19 protein-coding genes are annotated in these 20,960 nt (G+C 67.8%); 5 read left to right on the top strand and 14 right to left on the bottom strand.

What is annotated here, in order from left to right; genetic code table 11:
• The first annotated feature begins 154 nt into the window (after positions 1-154).
• Complete coding sequence (locus tag ACLJPD_RS12880) at positions 155-2,281, top strand: thiamine pyrophosphate-dependent enzyme (RefSeq protein ID WP_410873396.1); 2,127 nt, start codon at positions 155-157, stop codon at positions 2,279-2,281.
• A 5-nt stretch (positions 2,282-2,286) separates the two neighbouring features.
• On the opposite strand, the gene secG is transcribed toward ACLJPD_RS12880, so the two are convergent.
• Together secG and ACLJPD_RS12870 are read right to left on the bottom strand one after the other, a co-directional pair.
• Positions 2,287-2,520, bottom strand: a complete 234-nt coding sequence (secG, locus tag ACLJPD_RS12875; protein ID WP_101468684.1) for a preprotein translocase subunit SecG — start codon at positions 2,518-2,520, stop codon at positions 2,287-2,289.
• Positions 2,521-2,554: 34 nt separating this feature from the next.
• Positions 2,555-4,150, bottom strand: coding sequence for an MFS transporter (locus ACLJPD_RS12870; RefSeq protein ID WP_410872273.1), 1,596 nt, complete (start codon positions 4,148-4,150; stop codon positions 2,555-2,557).
• Positions 4,151-4,388: 238 nt separating this feature from the next.
• On the opposite strand from ACLJPD_RS12870, the gene ACLJPD_RS12865 reads away from it, so the two are divergent.
• Positions 4,389-4,904, top strand: a complete 516-nt coding sequence (locus tag ACLJPD_RS12865) for an MmpS family transport accessory protein (protein ID WP_410872272.1) — start codon at positions 4,389-4,391, stop codon at positions 4,902-4,904.
• A 76-nt stretch (positions 4,905-4,980) separates the two neighbouring features.
• On the top strand, positions 4,981-5,763 hold the full coding sequence (locus tag ACLJPD_RS12860) for an META domain-containing protein (RefSeq protein WP_410872271.1): 783 nt from the start codon (positions 4,981-4,983) through the stop codon (positions 5,761-5,763).
• A gap of 70 nt (positions 5,764-5,833) precedes the next feature.
• Here the strand turns inward: ACLJPD_RS12860 and tpiA are convergent, their stop codons facing one another.
• From tpiA to uvrC, 7 genes are all read right to left on the bottom strand, one after another.
• Positions 5,834-6,622 (bottom strand): triose-phosphate isomerase, encoded by a 789-nt coding sequence (gene tpiA, locus ACLJPD_RS12855; protein ID WP_410872270.1) that lies wholly within the window; start codon positions 6,620-6,622, stop codon positions 5,834-5,836.
• 3 nt (positions 6,623-6,625) lie between these two features.
• The gene (locus tag ACLJPD_RS12850; protein ID WP_410872269.1) at positions 6,626-7,840 is read right to left on the bottom strand and encodes a phosphoglycerate kinase; all 1,215 of its coding nucleotides are present in this window, start codon (positions 7,838-7,840) and stop codon (positions 6,626-6,628) included.
• A gap of 6 nt (positions 7,841-7,846) precedes the next feature.
• The gene (gene gap, locus ACLJPD_RS12845) at positions 7,847-8,863 is read right to left on the bottom strand and encodes a type I glyceraldehyde-3-phosphate dehydrogenase (protein WP_410872268.1); all 1,017 of its coding nucleotides are present in this window, start codon (positions 8,861-8,863) and stop codon (positions 7,847-7,849) included.
• A 220-nt stretch (positions 8,864-9,083) separates the two neighbouring features.
• Positions 9,084-10,067 (bottom strand): DNA-binding protein WhiA, encoded by a 984-nt coding sequence (gene whiA, locus ACLJPD_RS12840; RefSeq protein ID WP_056810477.1) that lies wholly within the window; start codon positions 10,065-10,067, stop codon positions 9,084-9,086.
• Positions 10,058-11,104 (bottom strand): gluconeogenesis factor YvcK family protein, encoded by a 1,047-nt coding sequence (locus ACLJPD_RS12835; RefSeq protein ID WP_410872267.1) that lies wholly within the window; start codon positions 11,102-11,104, stop codon positions 10,058-10,060. Before ACLJPD_RS12835 ends, whiA begins: the two co-directional genes overlap by 10 nt.
• Positions 11,101-12,057, bottom strand: a complete 957-nt coding sequence (rapZ, locus tag ACLJPD_RS12830) for an RNase adapter RapZ (RefSeq protein WP_410872266.1) — start codon at positions 12,055-12,057, stop codon at positions 11,101-11,103. Before rapZ ends, ACLJPD_RS12835 begins: the two co-directional genes overlap by 4 nt.
• A 120-nt stretch (positions 12,058-12,177) precedes the next feature.
• Positions 12,178-14,163, bottom strand: coding sequence for an excinuclease ABC subunit UvrC (uvrC, locus tag ACLJPD_RS12825; protein WP_410872265.1), 1,986 nt, complete (start codon positions 14,161-14,163; stop codon positions 12,178-12,180).
• Positions 14,164-14,345: 182 nt separating this feature from the next.
• Between uvrC and ACLJPD_RS12820 the strand changes: the two genes are divergently transcribed.
• Positions 14,346-14,759, top strand: a complete 414-nt coding sequence (locus tag ACLJPD_RS12820; protein ID WP_410872264.1) for a hypothetical protein — start codon at positions 14,346-14,348, stop codon at positions 14,757-14,759.
• A 26-nt stretch (positions 14,760-14,785) separates the two neighbouring features.
• Here the strand turns inward: ACLJPD_RS12820 and ACLJPD_RS12815 are convergent, their stop codons facing one another.
• Entirely contained in the window at positions 14,786-15,478 is a 693-nt protein-coding gene (locus ACLJPD_RS12815; RefSeq protein ID WP_410872263.1) for an HAD family hydrolase, read from the bottom strand.
• 159 nt (positions 15,479-15,637) lie between these two features.
• On the opposite strand from ACLJPD_RS12815, the gene ACLJPD_RS12810 reads away from it, so the two are divergent.
• Positions 15,638-17,590: a gamma-glutamyltransferase family protein gene (locus tag ACLJPD_RS12810; protein WP_410872262.1), complete on the top strand. Its 1,953-nt coding sequence runs from the start codon at positions 15,638-15,640 to the stop codon at positions 17,588-17,590.
• Positions 17,591-17,598: 8 nt separating this feature from the next.
• Here the strand turns inward: ACLJPD_RS12810 and ACLJPD_RS12805 are convergent, their stop codons facing one another.
• The 4 genes from ACLJPD_RS12805 to ACLJPD_RS12790 form a co-directional block, all read right to left on the bottom strand.
• The gene (locus ACLJPD_RS12805) at positions 17,599-18,084 is read right to left on the bottom strand and encodes a PH domain-containing protein (RefSeq protein WP_410873395.1); all 486 of its coding nucleotides are present in this window, start codon (positions 18,082-18,084) and stop codon (positions 17,599-17,601) included.
• 2 nt (positions 18,085-18,086) lie between these two features.
• On the bottom strand, positions 18,087-18,563 hold the full coding sequence (gene ribH / locus ACLJPD_RS12800) for a 6,7-dimethyl-8-ribityllumazine synthase (RefSeq protein WP_410872261.1): 477 nt from the start codon (positions 18,561-18,563) through the stop codon (positions 18,087-18,089).
• 25 nt (positions 18,564-18,588) lie between these two features.
• Entirely contained in the window at positions 18,589-19,833 is a 1,245-nt protein-coding gene (locus ACLJPD_RS12795) for a bifunctional 3,4-dihydroxy-2-butanone-4-phosphate synthase/GTP cyclohydrolase II (protein WP_410872260.1), read from the bottom strand.
• A gap of 205 nt (positions 19,834-20,038) precedes the next feature.
• Entirely contained in the window at positions 20,039-20,662 is a 624-nt protein-coding gene (locus ACLJPD_RS12790) for a riboflavin synthase (RefSeq protein WP_410872259.1), read from the bottom strand.
• Between the last annotated feature and the right edge of the window lie 298 nt (positions 20,663-20,960).

Raw genomic sequence — 20,960 nt, 5'->3', positions numbered from 1 at the left:
TCGCACGCATCTGGCGGAAATTGCACGTCGTTCATCGGGAATCGCAGTAACTTTCTTGGCATAGCGGCGGAATTGACGTCGACTCGACTGCGGGCGAGGAGTTGTTGCGGTGGCGCTGGGTTCGGTTGACCTGGATGGGGCGTTCCGGCGCGCGATGGACGGTCTCGTCGTGCCTGACCGGATCGACACCGTGGGGAGCATCGATGCCGCGTTCGGGGTGGAGTTGTTCGAATCTCAGGCCGCCAGTCGGCATCTCGATCTGGTGGCTCGTCGGTTAGGGGCTGCTCGGCAGGGGTTCTACAGCATCGGGTCGTCGGGGCACGAGGGGAACGCGGCGGTGGCGGCCGCGTTGCGGGTGGATGATCCGGCGTTGCTGCACTACCGGTCGGGGGCATTCTTTGTGCAGAGGTGCAAGCAGATTCGGGGCACGGATCCGATTCGGGATGTGCTGCTGGGAGTGGTCGCGGCGGCGGCTGATCCGATTTCGGGTGGGCGGCACAAGGTGTTCGGGAGTGCGGCGGCGTCGATCATTCCGCAGACCTCGACCATCGCTTCGCACCTGCCACGGGCGGTGGGACTGGCCTTCGCGTTGGATCGTGCTGCGAAGCAAGGGGTTTCGTGTCCGTGGCCCGCCGATGCGGTGGTCGTGTGCAGTTTCGGGGATGCGTCGGCCAACCATTCGACGGCGGTCGGCGCCGTCAATGCCGCGCTGCACGCCGCCCACCAAGGGGTGCCGATGCCGCTGGTGTTCGTCTGCGAGGACAATGGGATCGGCATCAGTGTCCCCACCGCACCGGACTGGATCGAACGCGCCTACGGTCCACGGCCGGGGCTCACCTATATCGCCGCCGACGGCTGCGATCTGCCCGACGCGCTCGGCGCCGCCCAGGACGCGGTGCATCTGGCACGGACCTGGCGGGCGCCGGTCTTCCTGCACCTGCGCACAGTCCGGCTCGGCGGACACGCCGGGTCCGATGTCGAGTCCGCCTACCGAGGCCCCGCCGATATCGCCGCCGACCTCGCCCGCGACCCCCTCCTCGGCACCGCCCGCTACCTGATCTCGGCGGGAGTCTCGGACGCGAGCGACCTGCTCGCGCGCTACGACCGGATCGGTGCGCGCGTGCGCGACACCGCCGACGAGGTGGTTCACGAGGCTCGACTCGATTCCGCCGCGGCCGTGATCGCGCCGCTCGCGCCGTCGCACCCCACCGCGATCGGTGACGACGTCACCCGCCCCGGCCCGCCGGTTCCCGCTCCACCGGCGCAGGCCGCCCCCAGGATGACGCTGGCACAGGCGATCAATCACACGCTCGGTGAGCTCCTCGCCAGGGACAACGATGTGCTGGTATTCGGTGAGGATGTCGGCCGCAAGGGCGGCGTATACGGTGTCACGAAGGGGCTCAGAAAACGCTTCGGCGCACGTCGTGTCTTCGACACTCTCCTCGACGAACAATCCGTCCTCGGTACCGCGCTCGGCACCGGATTGGCCGGCTTCATCCCGATCCCCGAGATCCAATACCTCGCCTACGTCCACAATGCGGCCGACCAGATCCGCGGCGAAGCGGCTACCCTGCAGTTCTTCTCGAACGGCCGCTACCGCAATCCGATGGTGGTGCGCATCGCCGGACTCGCCTACCAGAAGGGTTTCGGCGGCCACTTCCACAACGACGATTCCCTGGCCGCGCTCCGCGATATCCCCGGCGTCATCGTCGCGGTGCCCGCACGCGCCGACGACGCGGCGGCGATGCTGCGGACCTGCGTATCAGCAGCCCGCGTCGACGGCCGAGTATGTGTGTTCGTCGAACCGATCGCGCTGTACCACACGAAAGACCTACATCCAGGCGACGAAGCCTGGCCGGCCTCCCCCACCACCGACCACGTCCCGATCGGTAGCGCACGCGTCTATGGCGACGGCACCGATCTCACCATCGTCACTTTCGGCAACGGCGTCCCGATGAGCCTGCGCACAGCGAACCACCTTGCCGCCCAAGGGATCAACGCGCGAGTACTCGACCTGCGCTGGCTCAATCCCCTACCGGTCGCCGACGTGATCCACCATGCCGAAGCCACCGGACGTGTACTGGTCGCCGACGAGACCCGTCGCAGCGGTGGCGTGGCCGAGTCGGTGTTCGCCGCACTCATCGACGCCGATTATCGCGGCGCACTCGCCCGGGTCACCAGTGCGGACAGCTTCATCCCGCTGGGACCGGCCGCGGACACCGTCCTGCTAGGTGAATCAGCGATAGCGGCCGCCGCCCGACGAATCGTGTCGTCGAGCTAGCCGACTCAGGCGAACTTGATCTCGAGGCCGATGCCGAGGATCGCGATGAACCAGACGATGCCGACGAAGATCGTGATGCGGTCGAGGTTCTTCTCGACGACGGTGGAGCCGGACAGGCTCGACTGCACGCCGCCACCGAAGAGGCTGGACAAGCCGCCACCCTTGGCGCGGTGCAACAGCACCAGCAGCACCAACAGCAAGCTGGTGATCACAAGGAGGATATCGAGGAACAGCGACATGGGATTCATCCTAGGTGGTGGAGGGCGGACTGGTCTAACCAGGCTCTACGGCGACCAGGTGTGAGACGGTGCGGGGGCCCGCGGAGTAGTGGGCGACAGCCTGTTCTATCTCGCGGTCGCGGGCGGTCTGGCGTACTTGGTGCTGGTGCATGTGCTCGGCCCAGGAGCGCACGACGAAGGCTTCGACGAAGCGGTCGACGGTGCCGACGTCGCGGTAGAGCCGCCATTCCATCGCACCGGTGCGCTGCCGCGATCGGCCTACCAGCGCCATCGATTCGGTGAAGGCGGCCACGTCGGCGGGCGGCACGTCGTAACCGCGCATCACCAGGACGGGGCCGTCCGCGGGTTCGGGCTCGACGACGAGTTGGGGTTCGGGCCAGTAGGCCGCCGGGGACAGATCGATCTCCTCGACGTTGTGCCGGATCGGCCACCACACGGTGCTCACCGCACAGCATGCCAGCATCACCGCCGCGATGAGCAGCGCCGCCACGGCACCGTAGGCGCCGGCGACCAGGCCCCAGAGCAGGGAACCGATCGCCTGACCGCCCATGAACACCAGCATGTACACCGACAGCCCACGGGCGCGAACCCACGCGGGCAGCAGCAACTGCATGGTCGAGTTCAGCGTCGACATGGCCAGCAACCACGCCAGCCCGGCCCCCACCAGCAACACGAGCACCACCACCACGTGGTGGACCAGCGCGGCGGCGACCGCACCGAAACCGAACAGCACCGCGGCGAGGGCGAGCCGCTGGGTGGGGGTGAACAGGACCCGCAGCCGCGACAATCCGAGCGCGCCGCAGACCGCCCCGACCCCGAGCGCACCGAGCAGCAGACCGTAGCCGGAGGACGACAGCCCGAGCCGGTCGTGCGCGATCACCGGCAGCAGCGACCACACCGCGCTGGCGGGCGCGATGAACAGGATCGCGCGCAACAGCACCCGCCTGATCGCGGGCGCCGCGCGAATGAACCTGGTGCCTGCCTGCAGGGCGGCCAGGGGTCGTTCGCTGGGCAACGGGCTCGTTCGCGTCGGCCACTTCGACACCAGCAGCACCGCGACGATGCCGACGAACGACACCGTGTTGAACCCGAACACCACGGTCGGTCCGGCCACCGAGACGATCACACCCGCCACCGCGGGCCCGACGGCGCGACCGATATTGATGCTCATGCTGCCCAGCGCCGCCACCGAGGTGATCTGGTCGCGCGGCACCAGTTCCGGCTGGACCGCTTGCCAGGCGGGGGCGGTGAGCGCCTGACCGCAGCCGAGCAGGAACAACAGGCCGAGCAGAACCGCGGGAGTGGTGTGGCCGGTGGCGGTGGTGACCGTGAGGGTGAGCGAGACCAGCGCCATGCCCGCCTGCGCGCCGAGCAGGAGCCTGCGTCGATCCACCAGGTCCGCCAGCACCCCGGACGGGATCGACAGCAACATCACCGGCAACGTGAGCGCGGTTTGCACGAAGGCCACCAGCGCCGCCGCGTTCGGCTGGTCGACCACCAACCACTGCGCGCCGACCGTCTGCATCCAGGTGCCCAGATTCGAGACCAGCTGAGCGATCCACAGCGCCCGGAACAGCGGCGACCGCAACGGCGCCCAGGTCGAGATCCGGTCCGTCGCGACGTTGCCCACTCGCCGAGCTTATCCCCGGCCACTGCCGTCGCGCGCGATGCGCCCCTGCTGACATCGTGGCCCACCGTCGGCGCGCTGCGGCTGCGAATGATCCCCGCGAACCGTCAGATACCTTGTGGCACACGACAATAGAACGGGGCTCGACCGGTACGGTGTTATCTTCTGAGCGCTTTCGAGCGATCAGAACTACAGCTCCCGTTTCGTTCGGGGGGAGCTCGTACGACACGGAGGAAAACGCATGAATGCCCCGCAGCAGCCGTATGGCCAGCAACCCTATGGCCAGCAACCGCCGTACGGTCAGCAAACGCCCGGCGGTGGCTATCCGCAGCAGGGCGGCTACCCGCAGCCGCCGCGCAAGAAGAAGGTGTGGCCGTGGGTACTCGGCGGCATTCTCGTCGTGCTGCTGCTGATCGTCGGTGGGTGTGTCGCGTTCGTCGGTACCGTCGCCAATGAGATCGGCAACGAGGCCAGTCGCGAAGTGGCCGTCTCCTATCAGGCCACGGGCTCGGGCACCGGCACCGTCATCTACTCCGACGGGACCCTGGATGTTCAGACCGAAGCCGACGTGCCACTGCCGTGGTCAAAGGATGTGACGATCACCGGTCTGGTGAAGCAGTCCGCGCTGAGCGTCATGTCGAGCTTCGACGGCGGAACGGTCTCCTGCAAGATCGTCGTCGACGGCAAGGTGATCGCCCAGGACGAGGCCAGCGGCTCACTCGCCACCGCCACCTGCGCAGGCGACGCGGGCAAGTAGTTCGACCTCTCGGTCGAAGTTCGCCCGCCCCGAACACCACCCGATGGTGTCCGGGGCGGGCCGTACCATCGGCTTCATGCGGATAATCGTTCGACGACTCGCCGCCCTCGCGATACTCGGCACCGCGGCAGCCGGGTGCGGATCAACCGAGAAGGATCCCGTGGACAACACTGCCACGCCGATGGGCCACACCTACATCTCCACCGAGGTCGTCGGGGACACGATCCCGGGCGGCGGTCCGATGACACTCACGTTCACCGACGGCCGGATCTCGGCGAACTCCGGCTGCAACTCCGCGGGCGGCACCGTCGATCTGAGCAACCACGTCCTGCGCACCTCGTCGCTGGCGGGCACCCTGATGGCGTGCCCGGGCGAGCGCGGACGCGCCGACGCCTGGCAGCACGATTTCCTGGACTCCGAGCCCACCTGGCGTCTCGACGGTGATCGGCTGACGCTGACAGGCAGGTCCGTCACCGTCCATCTCACCGACAAGAAGATCGTGAGTCCCGACAAGCCGCTGACCGGCACCGCGTGGGTGGTCACCACCATGCTCACCCCGGACGCGCAGATCCGCTCGACCGCGCTCGACGAGGCGAGCCCGACCCTCACCATCGGCGAGGGCGGCACCGTCAACGGCACCACGGGCTGCAATCGGATGACCGGAACCGCGGGCGTCGGTCCGGGCGAGACGGTGACCTTCGCCGTCGCCACCACCGAGATGATGTGTCCGCCGGAGGTGATGGAGGTCGAGCAGAACGTGCTGCGAGCCCTGGACGGGAAGACCACCGCCACCGTCGACGCCGACACACTCACCCTGCGCAACGACAACGGCTACGGCCTGATCCTGCGCGCGCGGTAGCCTTCCTCGCACGAAAAGCGAAGGGCCGGAAACCGTTCGGCTTCCGACCCTTCGCCATGGCTGTATCCGATCAGGGCAGCGGACCGCCCGCGGCGATCGCCGACAGGGTGGCGAACTCGTCACCCTTGAGCGAAGCGCCACCGACCAGCGCGCCGTCGATATCGGACTGCCGGATCAGCTCGCCGATGTTCTTGGCGTTCACCGAGCCGCCGTAGAGCACCCGCACACCGGCGGCGACCGCCGGGGAGGCCAGCTTCTCCAGCTCGCCGCGGATCGCGCCGCACACTTCCTGCGCGTCGGCCGCCGAGGCGACCTTGCCGGTGCCGATGGCCCAGACCGGCTCGTAGGCGATGACGACCTGCGAAACCTGTTCCGCCGTCAGGCCTTTCAGCGAACCACGCAGCTGCTCGAGGTTGTACTCGACGTGCGTACCCGCCTCACGAACGCCGAGACCCTCGCCGATGCAGACGATCGGGGTGATCTCGTTCTTCAGCGCCTGCTTGGTCTTGGCCAGCACGGTCGCGTCGTCCTCGTGGTGGTACTGACGACGCTCCGAGTGCCCGACCACCACGAAGGTGCAGCCGAGCTTCGCCAGCATCGGCGCGCTGATCTCGCCGGTGTAGGCACCGGAGTCGTGTGCCGAGACGTCCTGCGCACCGTAGGTGAGCAGCAGCTTGTCGCCGTCGACGATCGACTGCACACTGCGCAGATCGGTGAACGGCGGGATCACCGTCACGTCGACCTTCGCGAAGTACTTCTCGGGCAGCGCGAACGCCACCTTCTGTACCAGCGAGATGGCCTCGAGGTGATTGAGGTTCATCTTCCAGTTGCCCGCGATGAGCGGTTTGCGTGCTGCCATCGCTCAGCCCTCCAGCACCGAAATACCGGGCAGCTCTTTGCCTTCCAGGTATTCCAGGGAAGCGCCACCACCGGTGGAGATGTGTGAGAAGCCGTCGTCGGGCAGGCCGAGAGCGCGCACGGCGGCCGCCGAGTCGCCACCGCCGACCACGGTGAACGCACCCTTGGAGGTAGCGGTCACGATGGCTTCGGCGACACCGCGGGTGCCCGCGGCGAACTTCTCGAACTCGAACACGCCCATCGGGCCGTTCCAGAACACCGTCTTGGCCTCGGTCAGCAGCACGGAGAACCGCGACACCGACTTGGGGCCGATGTCCAGTCCCGACCAGCCGTCAGGGATCTCGGTCGAGGCGACGGTCTTCGTGTCCGCGTCGGCCGCGAACTTGTCGGCCACCACGATGTCGACCGGCAGGTGCAGCACGTCGCCGAAGCGCTCGAGCAGGTCCTTGCAGGTATCGATCATCTCGGCCTGCAGCAGCGAGCCACCGACCGGAAGTCCTTGCGCGGCAAGGAAGGTGAAGCACATGCCGCCGCCGATCACCAGGGTGTCGACCTTGGGGGCCAGCGCCTCGATCACCGCGAGCTTGTCCGAGACCTTGGAGCCACCGAGCACCACCGCGTACGGGCGGGCCGGGTCCTTGGTGAGCTTGCGCAGCACCTCGACCTCGGCGGCGACCAGCGTGCCCGCGTAGTGCGGGAGCTGCTGGGCGACGTCGTAGACCGACGCCTGCTCGCGGTGCACCACGCCGAAACCGTCGGAGACGAACGCGCCGTCGTCGCCGACCAACTCGACGAAGGCCGCGGCCAGCTTGGCCCGCTCCGACTCGTCCTTGCTGGTCTCGCGCGGATCGAAGCGCACGTTCTCGAGCAGCAGCACGTCGCCGTCGGTGAGGCCTTCCGAGCGCGAGAGCGCGTCGTAGCCCACCACGTCACCGGCCAGCTGGACATTGCGGCCGAGCAGCTCGGCCAGCTTCGTCGCCACCGGCGCGAGGGAGAACTTGGCGTCGGGCTCGCCCTTGGGGCGGCCAAGGTGTGCCATCACGACCACCTTGGCACCGGCCTCGACCAGCGCCTGGATGGTCGGCACCGAGGCGATGATGCGGCCCGGATCGGTGATCTGGCCGTTGTCGTCGAGGGGAACGTTCAGGTCGGAGCGCACGAGCACGCCCCGACCTTCGACACCCTCGGCCAGCAGATCCTGCAGTGTCTGAACTGTCATCGTGGTCTACAGCGACTTGCCGACGAGATCGACCAGGTTGGCCAGCCGGTTCGAGTAGCCCCACTCGTTGTCGTACCAGGAGACGACCTTCACCTGGTTGTCGATGACCTTGGTCAGCGGCGCGTCGTAGATCGACGAGTGCGGGTCGGTGACGATGTCGCTCGACACGATCGGGTCGTCGTTGTACTTGAGGATGCCCTTCATCGGACCCTCGGCGGCGGCCTTCATCGCGGCGTTGATCTCTTCGATGGTGGCGGGCCTGGCCAGGGTCGCGGTCAGGTCGGTGACCGAGCCGGTCGGGACCGGAACGCGCAGCGCGTAGCCGTCGAGCTTGCCCTGCAGCTCGGGCAGCACCAGGCCGATGGCCTTGGCGGCACCGGTGCCGGTGGGCACGATGTTCAGGGCCGCGGCGCGGGCGCGACGCAGATCCTTGTGCGGCGCGTCCTGCAGGTTCTGGTCCTGGGTGTAGGCGTGAATGGTGGTCATCAGACCGTTCACGATGCCGAACGAGTCGTTGAGCACCTTGGCGATCGGGCCGAGGCAGTTGGTGGTGCACGACGCGTTGGAGATGATGTTCTGGCTGCCGTCGTACTTGTCGTCGTTGACGCCCATCACGATGGTGATGTCGTCGCCGGTGGCAGGCGCGGAGATGATGACCTTCTTGGCGCCGGCGGACAGGTGGCCCTTGGCCTTTTCGGCGGCGGTGAAGATACCGGTCGACTCGACGACGACGTCGACGTTCAGATCGGCCCACGGCAGCGCCGAGGGGCCTTCCTTGATCGCGAGCGCCTTGATGCGCTGCTCGCCGACCACGATGGTGTCGCCCTCGACGGAGACGTCCTGCGGCAGACGACCCAGGATCGAGTCGTACTTCAGCAGGGTGGCGAGGGTGTTGATGTCGGTGAGGTCGTTGACCGCGACGATCTCGATATCGGTCTCGCCGACGGCCTTCAGCGCCTCCACCGCACGGAAGAAATTACGTCCGATACGACCGAAGCCGTTGATACCTACCCGGACAGTCACGTTATCGCTCCTCAGCTTTCCAGCGGATTCATTCCGACCTCGACCACAGTAGTAGTCGCCATCACCCCACCGACAGCCACCTGCGGTTTATTACGTCCCGGGCCCCACCGCCTCCAGGAACTCCCACAATAAAGGGCAGAGCGGTCACACAAGACCGCTCTGCCCCAATCGTCGGATGCGCCACATATTTCGGCGCGAATATCCGGCTCGACTCCCCGGACTAGGCGTCGTCGAGGAGTTCCGCTGTCACCGCGGACTCGGTATCGGGGATGCCGAGATCCTTGGCACGCCGGTCGGCCATCGACAGCAAGCGCCGGATCCGGCCCGCGACAGCGTCTTTGGTCATCGGCGGCTCGGCCAGCTGACCGAGTTCCTCGAGCGAGGCCTGCCGGTGCTGTACCCGCAACCTGCCCGCCGCGGCGAGATGCTCTGGAACGTCGTCGGCGAGAATCTCGAGCGCCCGCTCCACACGCGCCGCCGCCGCGACCGCCGCCCGCGCCGATCGACGCAGGTTCGCGTCGTCGAAATTGGCGAGCCGGTTGGCGGTGGCCCGCACCTCGCGGCGCATCCGCCGTTCTTCCCAGGTGAGCCTGGTGTCCTGCGCACCCATCCGGGTGAGCAGGGCACCGATCGCCTCGCCGTCACGCACCACGACCCGATCCGTGCCGCGCACCTCCCGCGCCTTCGCGGTGATGCCGAGCCGCCGCGCCGCGCCGACCAGTGCCAGTGCCGCCTCCGGACCGGGGCAGCTCACCTCGAGCGCCGAGGAACGCCCCGGCTCGGTGAGCGAGCCGTGCGCGAGAAACGCACCACGCCATGCCGCTTCGGCGTCACCGATGCTGCCGCCGACCACCTGCGCGGGCAGCCCGCGCACCGGGCGGCCGCGCACATCGAGCAAACCGGTCTGGCGCGCCAGCGCCTCGCCTTCCTTCGACACCCGCACGACGTAGCGGGAGGTCTTGCGCAACCCGCCCGCGCCGAGCACATGGACGTCGGAGCCGTATCCGTACAGCTCGAAAATCTCTCTGCGCAGTCGCCGGGCGATGGACCCCATGTCCACCTCGGCTTCCACGATCACCCTGCCCCCCACGATGTGCAGACCGCCCGCAAACCGCAGCAACGCCGACAGTTCCGCTTTGCGCGAGCTGACCTGCGATACCACGAGCCTGCTCAGCTCGTCCTTCACCTCGGCTGTCATTGCCACGAGACGCGCTCCTTTCCCACCGACCCGGAACGCACATCTGCCACACTGTGCCGTCCCTCGACTCGAAGCCCTGCCAGTTGCGACCGCGGCGACCGGATCAGTTGATCCAGTGCGGCGGCAAGTTTTCCGGGATGATGCCGATCCGTTCCCGGCTCGGCGACATCGCAGAACGTTACCCGTGCACGCAACTGTTCGGCGGCTCTTGCCACATGTTCCCGTTGCCGCCCCTCGGGCACCGACGCCGAGTCGACGAGCACCTCGTCGACCGCGAAATCCGGTGCGTGCTGGGACAATACATGCAGATGACGCTCCGCGGAAAAGCCGGCTGTCTCGCCCGGCTCCGCGGCCAGATTCAGAACGAGTACTTTACGTGCCCCGGTGCGCACGAGAGCGTCGTGTAGTTGCGGGACGAGGACGTGCGGAATGACGCTGGTGAACCACGAACCCGGTCCCAGCACAACAACATCCGCGTCCTCTATGGCCGATGTCGCCTCGGAGCTGGCAGGCGGATCGGACGGAATCAGCCGCACCCGCCGGACCTTACCCGGCGTGGTCGCCACCGCAACCTGACCGCGCACACAGCGTCCGACGCGTGGATCCGATTCCAGTCCCGACACTTCGGCCTCGATGTCGAGGGGGATCGGCGACATCGGCAGCACGCGGCCGGTGATCCGCAGCAGCCTGCCCACCGCGTCGAGCGCGGCCACCGGATCACCGAGGACATCGGTCAGTCCGGCCAGGATCAGGTTGCCCACCGAGTGTCCGGCGAGCGCGCCGGTACCGCCGAAGCGGTGCTGCACCGTGGTGGTCCATACCCCGTCGGCGTCGTCGGACAGCGCCGCCAGGGCCATCCGCAGATCGCCGGGCGGCAGCATGCCCAGTTCGGCGCGCAGCCGCCCGGACGACCCGCCGTCGTCGGCGACGGTGACCACGGCGGTGATCCGCCTGGTCAGCCTGCGTACTGCCGTCAGGGTCGCGTACAGCCCGTGTCCGCCGCCCAGCGCGACGATGGCTGGGTCGGCTTCGGTTCCACTCATTCGCGCCCCAGATCCCGGTGCACGACGCGAACGACGTCCACCGCCGCGTGCCCGGTATCGGCGCCGATGCGCTCACCCAGTGCCTCGGCGATAGCGACACTGCGATGTCTACCGCCGGTGCACCCCACTGCCACGGTCATGTATCGCTTCCCCTCTTGGCGGTATCCGGTCGTCGTCAAGTCGACCAGGTGTTTGCCGGTCTGCAGGTAGTCCCGCGCACCCGGCCTGGACAACACGTAGTCGCTGACCACTGACTCCTGTCCGGTATGTTCCCGCAATTCCGGAATCCAATGCGGGTTGGGCAGGAATCGCACGTCCAACACCATGTCGGCGTCGAGGGGAACACCGTACTTGAAGCCGAACGATTGCAGGGTCAGTTGCAGTGCGGCTGGCGCGCCCGCACCGTATGCCTCTTCCAGCTTGCGGTGCAGCTGGTGGATGGACAGCTCGGTGGTGTCGATGACGAGGTCGGCGGCGCCCTTGACCGGGGCCAGCCTGGCTCGTTCCGCGGTCAGACCGGACAACAGTGTCCCGTCGGCGCTGTCACTCTGCAGCGGATGACGGCGCCGGGCGAAGCCGAACCGCCGGATCAGCACATCGTCGGAGGCTTCGAGGAACAGCACTCTGGTTCGGATGCCCGCACCGCGCAAGTGCTCGGTGACACCGGAGAGCTCACCGGTGAAGAATCGGCTGCGCACATCCATGACCAGCGCCAACTGCCGGATCGGCGGGTCGGCCGCGGCGCCTAGTTCGATCATCCGCCCGATCAGTTCGGGCGGTAGGTTGTCGGTGACGTACCAGCCAAGGTCCTCGAGCACGCGCGCGGCAGTGCCGCGGCCCGCGCCGGACAAGCCGGTCACGATGACCACTTCTACTGGTTGCTGTGTGTCGGTGACCGCCCCGGAATTACCGGGTGCCGCCCCCGCATTGTTATTCGATTCGACGCGTGTCATGTCCTACCGGATCCGTTTCTGGGTGCCTTTCGATCATCCCGCACCGGTTCGGGTATCGGGCGCAGACACACAACGTACGGCACACGCAATGTTGCGTCCTGCGATACCGGCCGTCGGCGGTTATCCGCTGTTGAGTGCCGCGAGCACTGCTTTCGCCGTCGAGACCCCGATTCCGGGCACCGAAGTGATTTCTTCGACAGTCGCGTCCTTGATCCTGGCGACCGAGCCGAAATGGGTGACCAAGGCGGTACGCCTCGTCTCACCGAGGCCGGGCACCGAGTCAAGGGCCGATGCCGTCATCCGGCGTGAGCGTTTGCTGCGGTGGAAGGTGATGGCGAAGCGGTGTGCCTCGTCGCGCACGCGTTGCAGCAGGAACAGTGCCTCGCTGTTGCGCGGCATGATCACCGGGTCGGCTTCGCCGGGTACCCACACCTCTTCGAGGCGTTTGGCCAGGCCGATCACCGCGACATCGGTGATACCGAGGTCGTCGAGGACCTCGGCGGCGGCGGCGACCTGGGGCGCACCACCGTCGACGACGTAGAGGTTGGGCGGGTAGGCGAAGCGGCGTGGGCGACCGGTGGTGGGGTCGATGCCGGGGCGTGAGGCGGGTTCGTCGACCTCGTCGGGTTCGATCTCGACGGGTTGTTCGCGGTCGCGGGCCAGGCGGGCGAAGCGGCGGCGGGTCACCTCGGCGATGCTGGCGACGTCGTCGGAGCGGCCGTCGCCCGCGGCCTCCTTGATCGCGTAGTGGCGGTAGTCGGACTTGCGGGCCAGGCCGTCTTCGAAGACCACCAGCGAGGCGACCACGTCGGTGCCCTGTACGTGACTGATGTCGACGCATTCGATCCGCAGCGGAGCGCTGTCGAGTTCGAGTGCGTCCTGAATGTCTTGCAGCGCTTGCGATCTCGAAGTGAGGTCACCGGCGCGGCGGAGCTTGTGCTGGGCCAGTGCCTCGGCGGCGTTGCGCTGCACCGTTTCGGCGAGTGCCTTCTTGTCTCCGCGCTGCGGGATGCGCAGGGAGACTGCGGCACCGCGGATCTCGGTGAGCCACTGCCCGATCTCCTCGGCGTCGGCGGGCAGTTCGGGCACAAGTACCTCGCGGGGGACGACGATGGCCGCGTCACCGTTCTGGTCGGCCAAGGCGGCTTGTTCGCCGTAGAACTGGGTGAGGAACTGTTCGACCAGGGCGGCCAGTTCGGTGCCCGATTCCGCGACATCGAGTGCGTCACCGGATTTGTCCACGACCCAGCCACGCTGGCCGCGCACGCGTCCGTCGCGGACGTGGAAGATCTGGACGGCGGCTTCGAGGTCGTCGGTGGCGAAGGCGATCACGTCGGCGTCGGTGCCGGTGCCGAGCACGACGGCCTGCTTTTCGAGAGCGCGACGTAGTGCCTGTACGTCGTCGCGCAGGCGGGCGGCGTTCTCGAAGTCCAGGTCCTCGGCGGCCTCGTGCATGCGGCGTTCGAGTGCGCGCACCATCTTGTCGGTCTTGCCGGAGAGGAAGTCGCAGAAATCCTCGACGATCTGGCGGTGCTCGTCGGCACTGACCCGGCCCACGCACGGCGCGGAGCACTTGTCGATGTAGCCGAGCAGGCAGGGGCGCCCGATCTGGCTGTGCCGCTTGAAGACTCCGGTGGAACAGGTCCGCGCCGGGAACACCCGCAGCAACAGGTCGAGGGTCTCGCGGATCGCCCAGGCATGGGCGTACGGGCCGAAGTAGCGCACACCCTTCTTGCGGGCGCCGCGATAGACGAACAGGCGCGGATATTCCTCGTTGAGAGTCACCGCGAGCACCGGGTAGGTCTTGTCGTCGCGGTAACGCACATTGAACCGCGGATCGAATTCCTTGATCCAGTTGTACTCGAGCTGCAGCGCCTCCACCTCGGTGGAGACCACGGTCCACTCGACCGAGCAGGCCGTGGTGACCATCTGCTTGGTGCGCGGATGTAGCGAGTACACATCGGCGAAGTAGGAATTCAACCGACTCCGCAGGCTCTTCGCCTTACCGACATAGATGACCCGCCCGTGCACGTCCCGGAACTTGTACACACCGGGTGCGACGGGAATCGTGCCCGGCGCCGGCCGGTAGGTTGCGGGATCTGCCACCCATCCAGCCTAGCGAGGCGCTCCGACAGGTCCGCACGCCCGAGGCCACGGCATCGACTGGCGCGGGCGGCGTTCGGCGCGATGGGTTGCCGTGACCACGGCGGCGCCGGACTCGCCGGAGTGTGACCGGCGCGCACCTGTGTAGCGTGGGTGCTCGGATTCTGTGCCCGAAAGGACGTCCGATGAGCAACGCTGCTGCCCTGCCACGAACCGGCGACGACCTGTACGACGACGAGGCGACCCCGCACGGCGTCATGCCCGGCACTGTGCGCGGGGCGCGGCTGATCGCGGCGGTCGCCGCCGCCGTCGGCGTCGTGCTGATCGCGATCACGGTGGCACTCGGTGGATCGCTCGGCGCGCTGCTCGCCGGGTATCTGCCGTCCTTCGCGCTGGTCCCGCTGGTGCTGTTGTTCCGGCAGGGCGGCGACCTGGTGCGCAAGGCGGCGATCGGGGTCGCGGTGCTGGCACTGCTGGTGTCGTCGACGGGCATTCTCACCGGGCTGCCGCCGGGTGCGGTCGGCATCGTCGCCGATGGAGCCGTCGCCGGTCTACTGCTGCGCCCCTCCGCGCGCGCCTGGTTCACACGCGAACGTTGAGCGGCTCATTCATCCACTGATGCGAGTCAGTTGGCCGTCCGGATCCCGTGTTCGGCGAGTGCGTCGATGAGGGCGCGGGGGCGATCGACGGTGGGGATCGGGTCGACGAGGGCGAAGCGGGCGCCGAGGGCGGTGGCGCCCCCGTCCGCCTCGGCGCTGTCGCCGATCATGAGGACGCGTTCTGGGTCGACACCGAGCCGGTCGGTGGCGTCGAGGAAGATCCGTGGGTTCGGTTTGATGGCGCCTACTTCGAACGACAGCGTCATCGAGCCGATGAGGTCGGTCCAGCCATGTTTCGCGAAGGCCGGGCGGATGTCGTAGGCGATATTGCTGACGATGCCGACCGGGATTCTTTGGGCGGCAAGGGATTCCAGAACAATTCCGGTGTCGGGGTAGGGCGTCCAGGACAGCGGGTCGGTGAGGCGTCCGTAGAGTCGGATCGCCTGGGCCTCGGGGACGTCGGAGCCGCGCAGCACCTCGAGGTAGGCGTGCCGGTGCAGGGCCGGGTCGAGATCGCGGTTGTCCCAGGCGTGTTGGCCCGCGGCGTCGAAGGTCATGAACTGCTCGACCGGCGCCGTCATCCGCCGCATCACTTCGGCTTTGGCCGCCACGTCGAACGGTGTCCCGTCGTCCCCGACGAGTTCGTGAGCCCAGGTCCGGTCGTCCTCCAAACGGAAGACCGTGCCGGAGAAGTCGAACAGCACCGCGTCGATGTCCATGTCAGCCAGGGTAACCAGGCCAGGCGTGCGCGCCCGGCGGAAATCGGCCGGGGAAAACAATATTCGCGTGCACGTCATCCGGGTGTCGACAGCGTCCGTTGCCGGTACCACGAGCGAAAAAGATCGGATCGTGTCGTACCGGCGAGTTACGCTGCCTACATGACGCCAAGGCGACGGACGTGGATCGGGGCCACGACGGCCGCAGTGCTCGCGGTGGGGGTGCTGGCCGGTTGTTCGACAGATGAGAAGACGGCTGCCGAGTGTACGAGCACGCCCAACGGCACTCCGGTGTCCGCGGCGCCCACGACCGGTGGGGGTGCGCCGACCTCGCAGAATCTCAGCACCAACCCTGAGATCGCGTCGGGGTATCGCTCGGGCATGACCGCTGTGCGTACCAGCACCTACGCGGTGTCGACCGCGAATCCGATCGCGACCGAGGCCGCGTGCCGGGTGCTGCGGGCGGGTGGCACCGCGGCCGACGCGCTGGTCACCGCGCAGGCGGTGCTCGGGCTGGTCGAACCGCAGGCTTCCGGAATCGGCGGCGGTGCGTTCCTGGTGCATTACGACGCGAAGTCGCGCACGGTCGACACCTATGACGGCCGCGAGACCGCGCCTGCCGCCGCGACCGAGAACTATCTGCGCTGGGTCAGCGATGCCGACCGCACCGAACCGAAGCCGAACACCCGTGCCAGCGGCCGCTCGATCGGCGTCCCCGGCGTGCTGCGGATGCTCGAACTCGCCCATTCCGAGCACGGGATGAGTGCCTGGAAGGAACTGTTCGATCCCGCGATCAGCCTGTCCGACACCGGGTTCGAGATCAGCCCTCGCCTGGCCGGTCAGATCGCCGAATCCGCGAAGGACCTGGCTGCCGACGAGGCCGCGCGTGGCTACTTCCTCGAACCCGACGGTTCACCCAAGAAGGCAGGCACCGTCCTCACCAATCCGGCACTGGCGAAAACGCTCTCGGCAGTCGCGACCGACGGTGCGAAAGCCCTCTACAGCGGCGCCATCGCCCAGGACATCGTCGAGGCGGCAGCCAGCACCGCGGGTGGACGCACCCCGAGCTCGCTGACCACCGCCGACCTGGCGAACTACCAGGCCAAGAAGCGCACCGCCCTGTGCACCGGGTATCGCAAGTACGAACTGTGCGGCATGCCCGCGCCGTCCTCGGGTGGCAGCACCGTCGCCGCGACGCTGGGCATTCTCGCCAGTTTCGATATCCCCGCGCTGCGTCCCCAAGAGCTCGACGCCAACGGTGGGCGCCCCGACGCGCAGGCCGTGCACCTGATCTCCGAGGCGGAGCGGCTGGCCTACGCCGACCGCAACAAGTACGTCGCCGACCCGGATTTCGTTCCGCTGCCGGGCAATTCGGCTCTGTCGCTGGTCCACCCGCAGTATCTGAAGGAACGGTCGGCGCTGATCGACCCGCAGCGCAGCATGGGCACCGCGCAGCCGGGCAACCTCGGCCCCGTACCGCTGGGCAACGGCCCGCAGCCACCCGAGCACGGCACCAGCCACATCTCCGTCGTCGACAAGTACGGCAATGCCGCCGCGATGACCACCACGGTCGAATCGGCGTTCGGGTCGTTCCATCTCGTCGACGGCTTCGTGCTGAACAATCAGCTCACCGACTTCGCCGCCGACCCCCTCGACCCCGACGGCACCCCGGTGGCCAACCGCCTCCAGCCCAACAAGCGCCCGCGCAGTTCGATGGCCCCGACCCTGGTCTTCGACCGTGACGACAAGGGCGACCGTGGCGAACTGAAGCTCGTCACGGGCTCACCCGGCGGTTCGGTGATCATCCAGTTCGTCGTGAAAACGCTTGTCAACGTGCTGGATTGGGGCCTCGACCCGCAGCAGGCCGTCTCGGGAGTGTCGTTCGGCGCGGGCAATACGCCCGCCACCGGAGTCGGCGGAGAGCATCCCGACATCAACGCCACCGACAACGGTGACCACGACCCGCTGGTCCAAAAGCTCCGGGCGATGGGCCATCAGGTCTCCGTGGCACCACAGTCCAGCGGGCTCAGCGCGCTACAACACAACGGCAAGGACGGCTGGATCGGCGGTGCGGATCCGCGTCGCGAGGGAGCGGTACTCGGCGACACCCGCTGAGCGGGCGCTCAGTCCTGCGGGGCGTAGCGGGCGCCGAGTTCGCGCACGCGCTCGATGGCGTCGGCGGCGTGCGCCTTGTCGTTGGAGCGGATCGCCAGCATCGGGACGTAATCGTCGTCGGCGAGCTCGAGCCGTGCCCACGATTTGCGGTCGGGGAAGGACACGCCGCGGATGTAGGCCCACGGGTACACCTGCTCGCCGAGGACGTTGCGCACCCCGATGCCCTGACTACCCGCGCGCACTCGCGGACGGGTCAGCATCAGTACCGCGCCCGCACCGATCACCCCGATCAGAATCATCGCGACCTGATCGGCGACGCGAAAGTTGACCCCGGTCGACCCGGTCCGCAGCAGCAGCCCACCCGCGGTGAAGGCGACGACGATGACGACGGCGACCACGATGGCGGTGCGGATCGCCCGGCGCGGACGCACCTCGAACTCCCAGCCCGCGTCGGGCTCGGGAGCACTACGTCGCCACGTCCGCACCACCGGCACGGTCACGCCGATCGCAGCGCGCGCAAGGTGAGCGCGGCGTCGAGGGCGGCGGCACAGGCCTGCTCGCCCTTGTCCTCCGCCGAACCGGGTAGCCCGGCCCGATCGCGTGCCTGCTCCTCGTCGTTCGTGGTGAGCACACCATTGGTGACGGGGGTAGCCGCATCCAGCGACACCCGGGTCAACCCGGCCGTCACCGCATCACAGACATACTCGAAATGCGGTGTGCCACCACGGATCACGACGCCCAGAGCCACGACGGCGTCATGGGTGCGCGCCAGCTCCTGCGCGACGACCGGCAGCTCCATCGCACCGGCGCAGCGCACCACTGTCACGTGTTCGACGCCGGCGGCCTTGGCCACCCGTTCGGCATTCGCCACGAGGGTGTCACAGATCTCGGTGTGCCAGCGCGAGGCGACGATACCGAGTTTGATGTCTTTGGCCTGGGCCAAGGCGAAGGTCGGAACACCCGTGCCGCTCATCGTTGCCGCCTTTCGGACGTGGTGATCACTGCGCGGTCTCGCCCAGGTCGAGATCGTCGAGGCCGACCAGAACGTGGCCCATCCGATCCCGCTTGGTGCGCAGGTAGTGCAGGTTCTCGGCATTGGCGCGCAACGGCATCGGGACGCGATCGGTGATCGTGAGGCCGTAGCCGTCGAGGCCGACCCGCTTGGCCGGATTGTTGGTGAGCAGGCGCATCGAGCGGATACCGAGATCGACCAGTATCTGCGCGCCGGTGCCGTAGTCGCGGGCGTCGGCGGGCAGGCCGAGATCGAGATTGGCGTCGACGGTGTCGCGGCCGGTGTCCTGTAACTGGTAGGCCTGCAGCTTGTGCATCAGGCCGATGCCACGACCCTCGTGCCCGCGCATGTAGAGGACAACGCCGCGACCCTCCTGATCGACCATCTCGAGCGCCGCGTCCAGCTGCGGGCCGCAATCGCAGCGCAGCGAACCGAAGACATCACCGGTCAGGCATTCGGAGTGCACGCGCACCAGCACGTCCTCGCCGTCGCCGATGTCGCCGCGCACCAGCGCGACGTGCTCGGCGTCGTCGAAGATGCTCTGGTAACCCACGGCCTTGAAGTCGCCGTGCGCGGTCGGAATCCTGGCCTCGGCCACTCGCACGACATGCTTCTCGTGCTTGCGCCGCCAGGCGATCATGTCGGCGATCGAGATCATCGCCAGGTTGTGCTCGTCGGCGAACACGCGCAGCTCGTCGGTGCGGGCCATGTGCCCGTCTTCCTTCTGGCTGACGATCTCGCAGATCACGCCGGCGGGCCGCAGACCGGCCATCCTGGCCAAATCGACCGCGGCCTCGGTGTGGCCGGGCCTGCGCAGCACGCCGCCGTCCTTGGCGCGCAACGGCACCACGTGGCCGGGGCGGGTGAACTCGTCGGCCTTGGCCTGCGCACTGGCCAGCAGTCGCATGGTGACGGCCCGATCGGCACCGGAGATACCGGTGGTGATGCCCTCGCGCGCGTCCACCGAGACGGTGTAGGCGGTGCCGTGCTTGTCCTGATTCATCGCGTAGGCGGGCGGCAGGCCGAGACGGTCGCAGTCATCGGCGGTCAACGGCACGCAGATGTAGCCGGAGGTGTAGCGGATCATGAACGCGACCAGCTCCGGGGTGGCCTTCTCGGCCGCGAAGATGAGATCGCCTTCGTTCTCCCGGTCCTCGTCGTCGATGACGACAACAGCCTTGCCCGCCGCGATATCGGCGACCGCGCGCTCGATGCTGTCCAACCTGGTCACGTCTGCTTGCTCCGTAATTTCGGCGGCTGGCGCCGCGGGTTCTCGGCCCGGTGGGCCTCAATCTTCCCTCCCGGCGGGCACTCCTTCGTCGCACCCTCTGGTCAATCCAGATCGAGGCGGCCGAGAAACTCCTTGGGGACGGCAATGACTTCCTACATTACGGCGTGGTCCCCGGGTGTTTCGTGAGGCCCGGCGCCGATCGGTTTCAGCCTCGTTGGGCGAGGCGTTCTACGTACTTCGCGATGACGTCCACCTCGAGGTTCACGGTGGCGCCGACGGGGGCGGTGCCGAGGACGGTCAGGGCGAGGGTGGTCGGGATCAGGGAGACCTCGAACCAGTCGCGGGTTCCGTCGGCATGCGGTTCGTCGTCGATGCCCAACGCGGAGACGGTGAGGGAGACGCCGTCGACGGTGATCGAACCCTTCTCCACCACATAGCGCGCGATGGAATCGGGCAGCGAGATCCGCACGACCTCCCAGTTCTCCGAGGGGGTGCGGCGCACAACGGTGCCGGTGCCGTCTACATGGCCCTGCACGAGGTGGCCGCCGAGGCGGCTGTTCAGTGCGGCCGCGCGCTCGAGGTTGACCGGCGATCCGGCGACCAAGCCGCCGATGCTCGAACGCCGCAACGTCTCGTCCATGACATCGACGGTGAAGCTGTCGCCGTCGACCACGTCGACGACGGTGAGGCAGACGCCGTTGACGGCGATTGAATCGCCGTGTCCGGCATCGGAAGTCACCAGCTTGCCGCGGATCGTCAACCGGGCGGCGTCGGTCAGCGCTTCGGTGGCCACGACCTCGCCGAGCTCCTCGACGATCCCTGTGAACATGCCTGACTCCCTTGTCGCGTCATCCGTACCCGTTGGGCCCAACAGCAGGTAGGTGGCCGCTATTCCCGCGCGGCCGCCCAGCTCGTCGCACAGCCTAGTAGCGCGACCGGTGAGCCCGGGGCGGGGGCCGAACCCGACCGCCGCACCGCACGCGGCCGTCGACAGCGATCAGGAGGCATCGATTCGGCCGCGAAGGGGCATCGACATGACGCAACACCGCCGTTAATCAATACGGCGGTTGACGTTCGATCCAATTTTCGGCGAACCGCTTCCCCGCATTCATCCGGCTGCCTTAACC

Origin of the sequence: Nocardia sp. A7, from assembly GCF_046549215.1 — a bacterium.
GTDB lineage: Bacteria > Actinomycetota > Actinomycetes > Mycobacteriales > Mycobacteriaceae > Nocardia.
The sequence above is the reverse complement of the archived record's forward strand: the minus strand, read 5'-3'. Positions and strand labels throughout refer to the sequence as shown.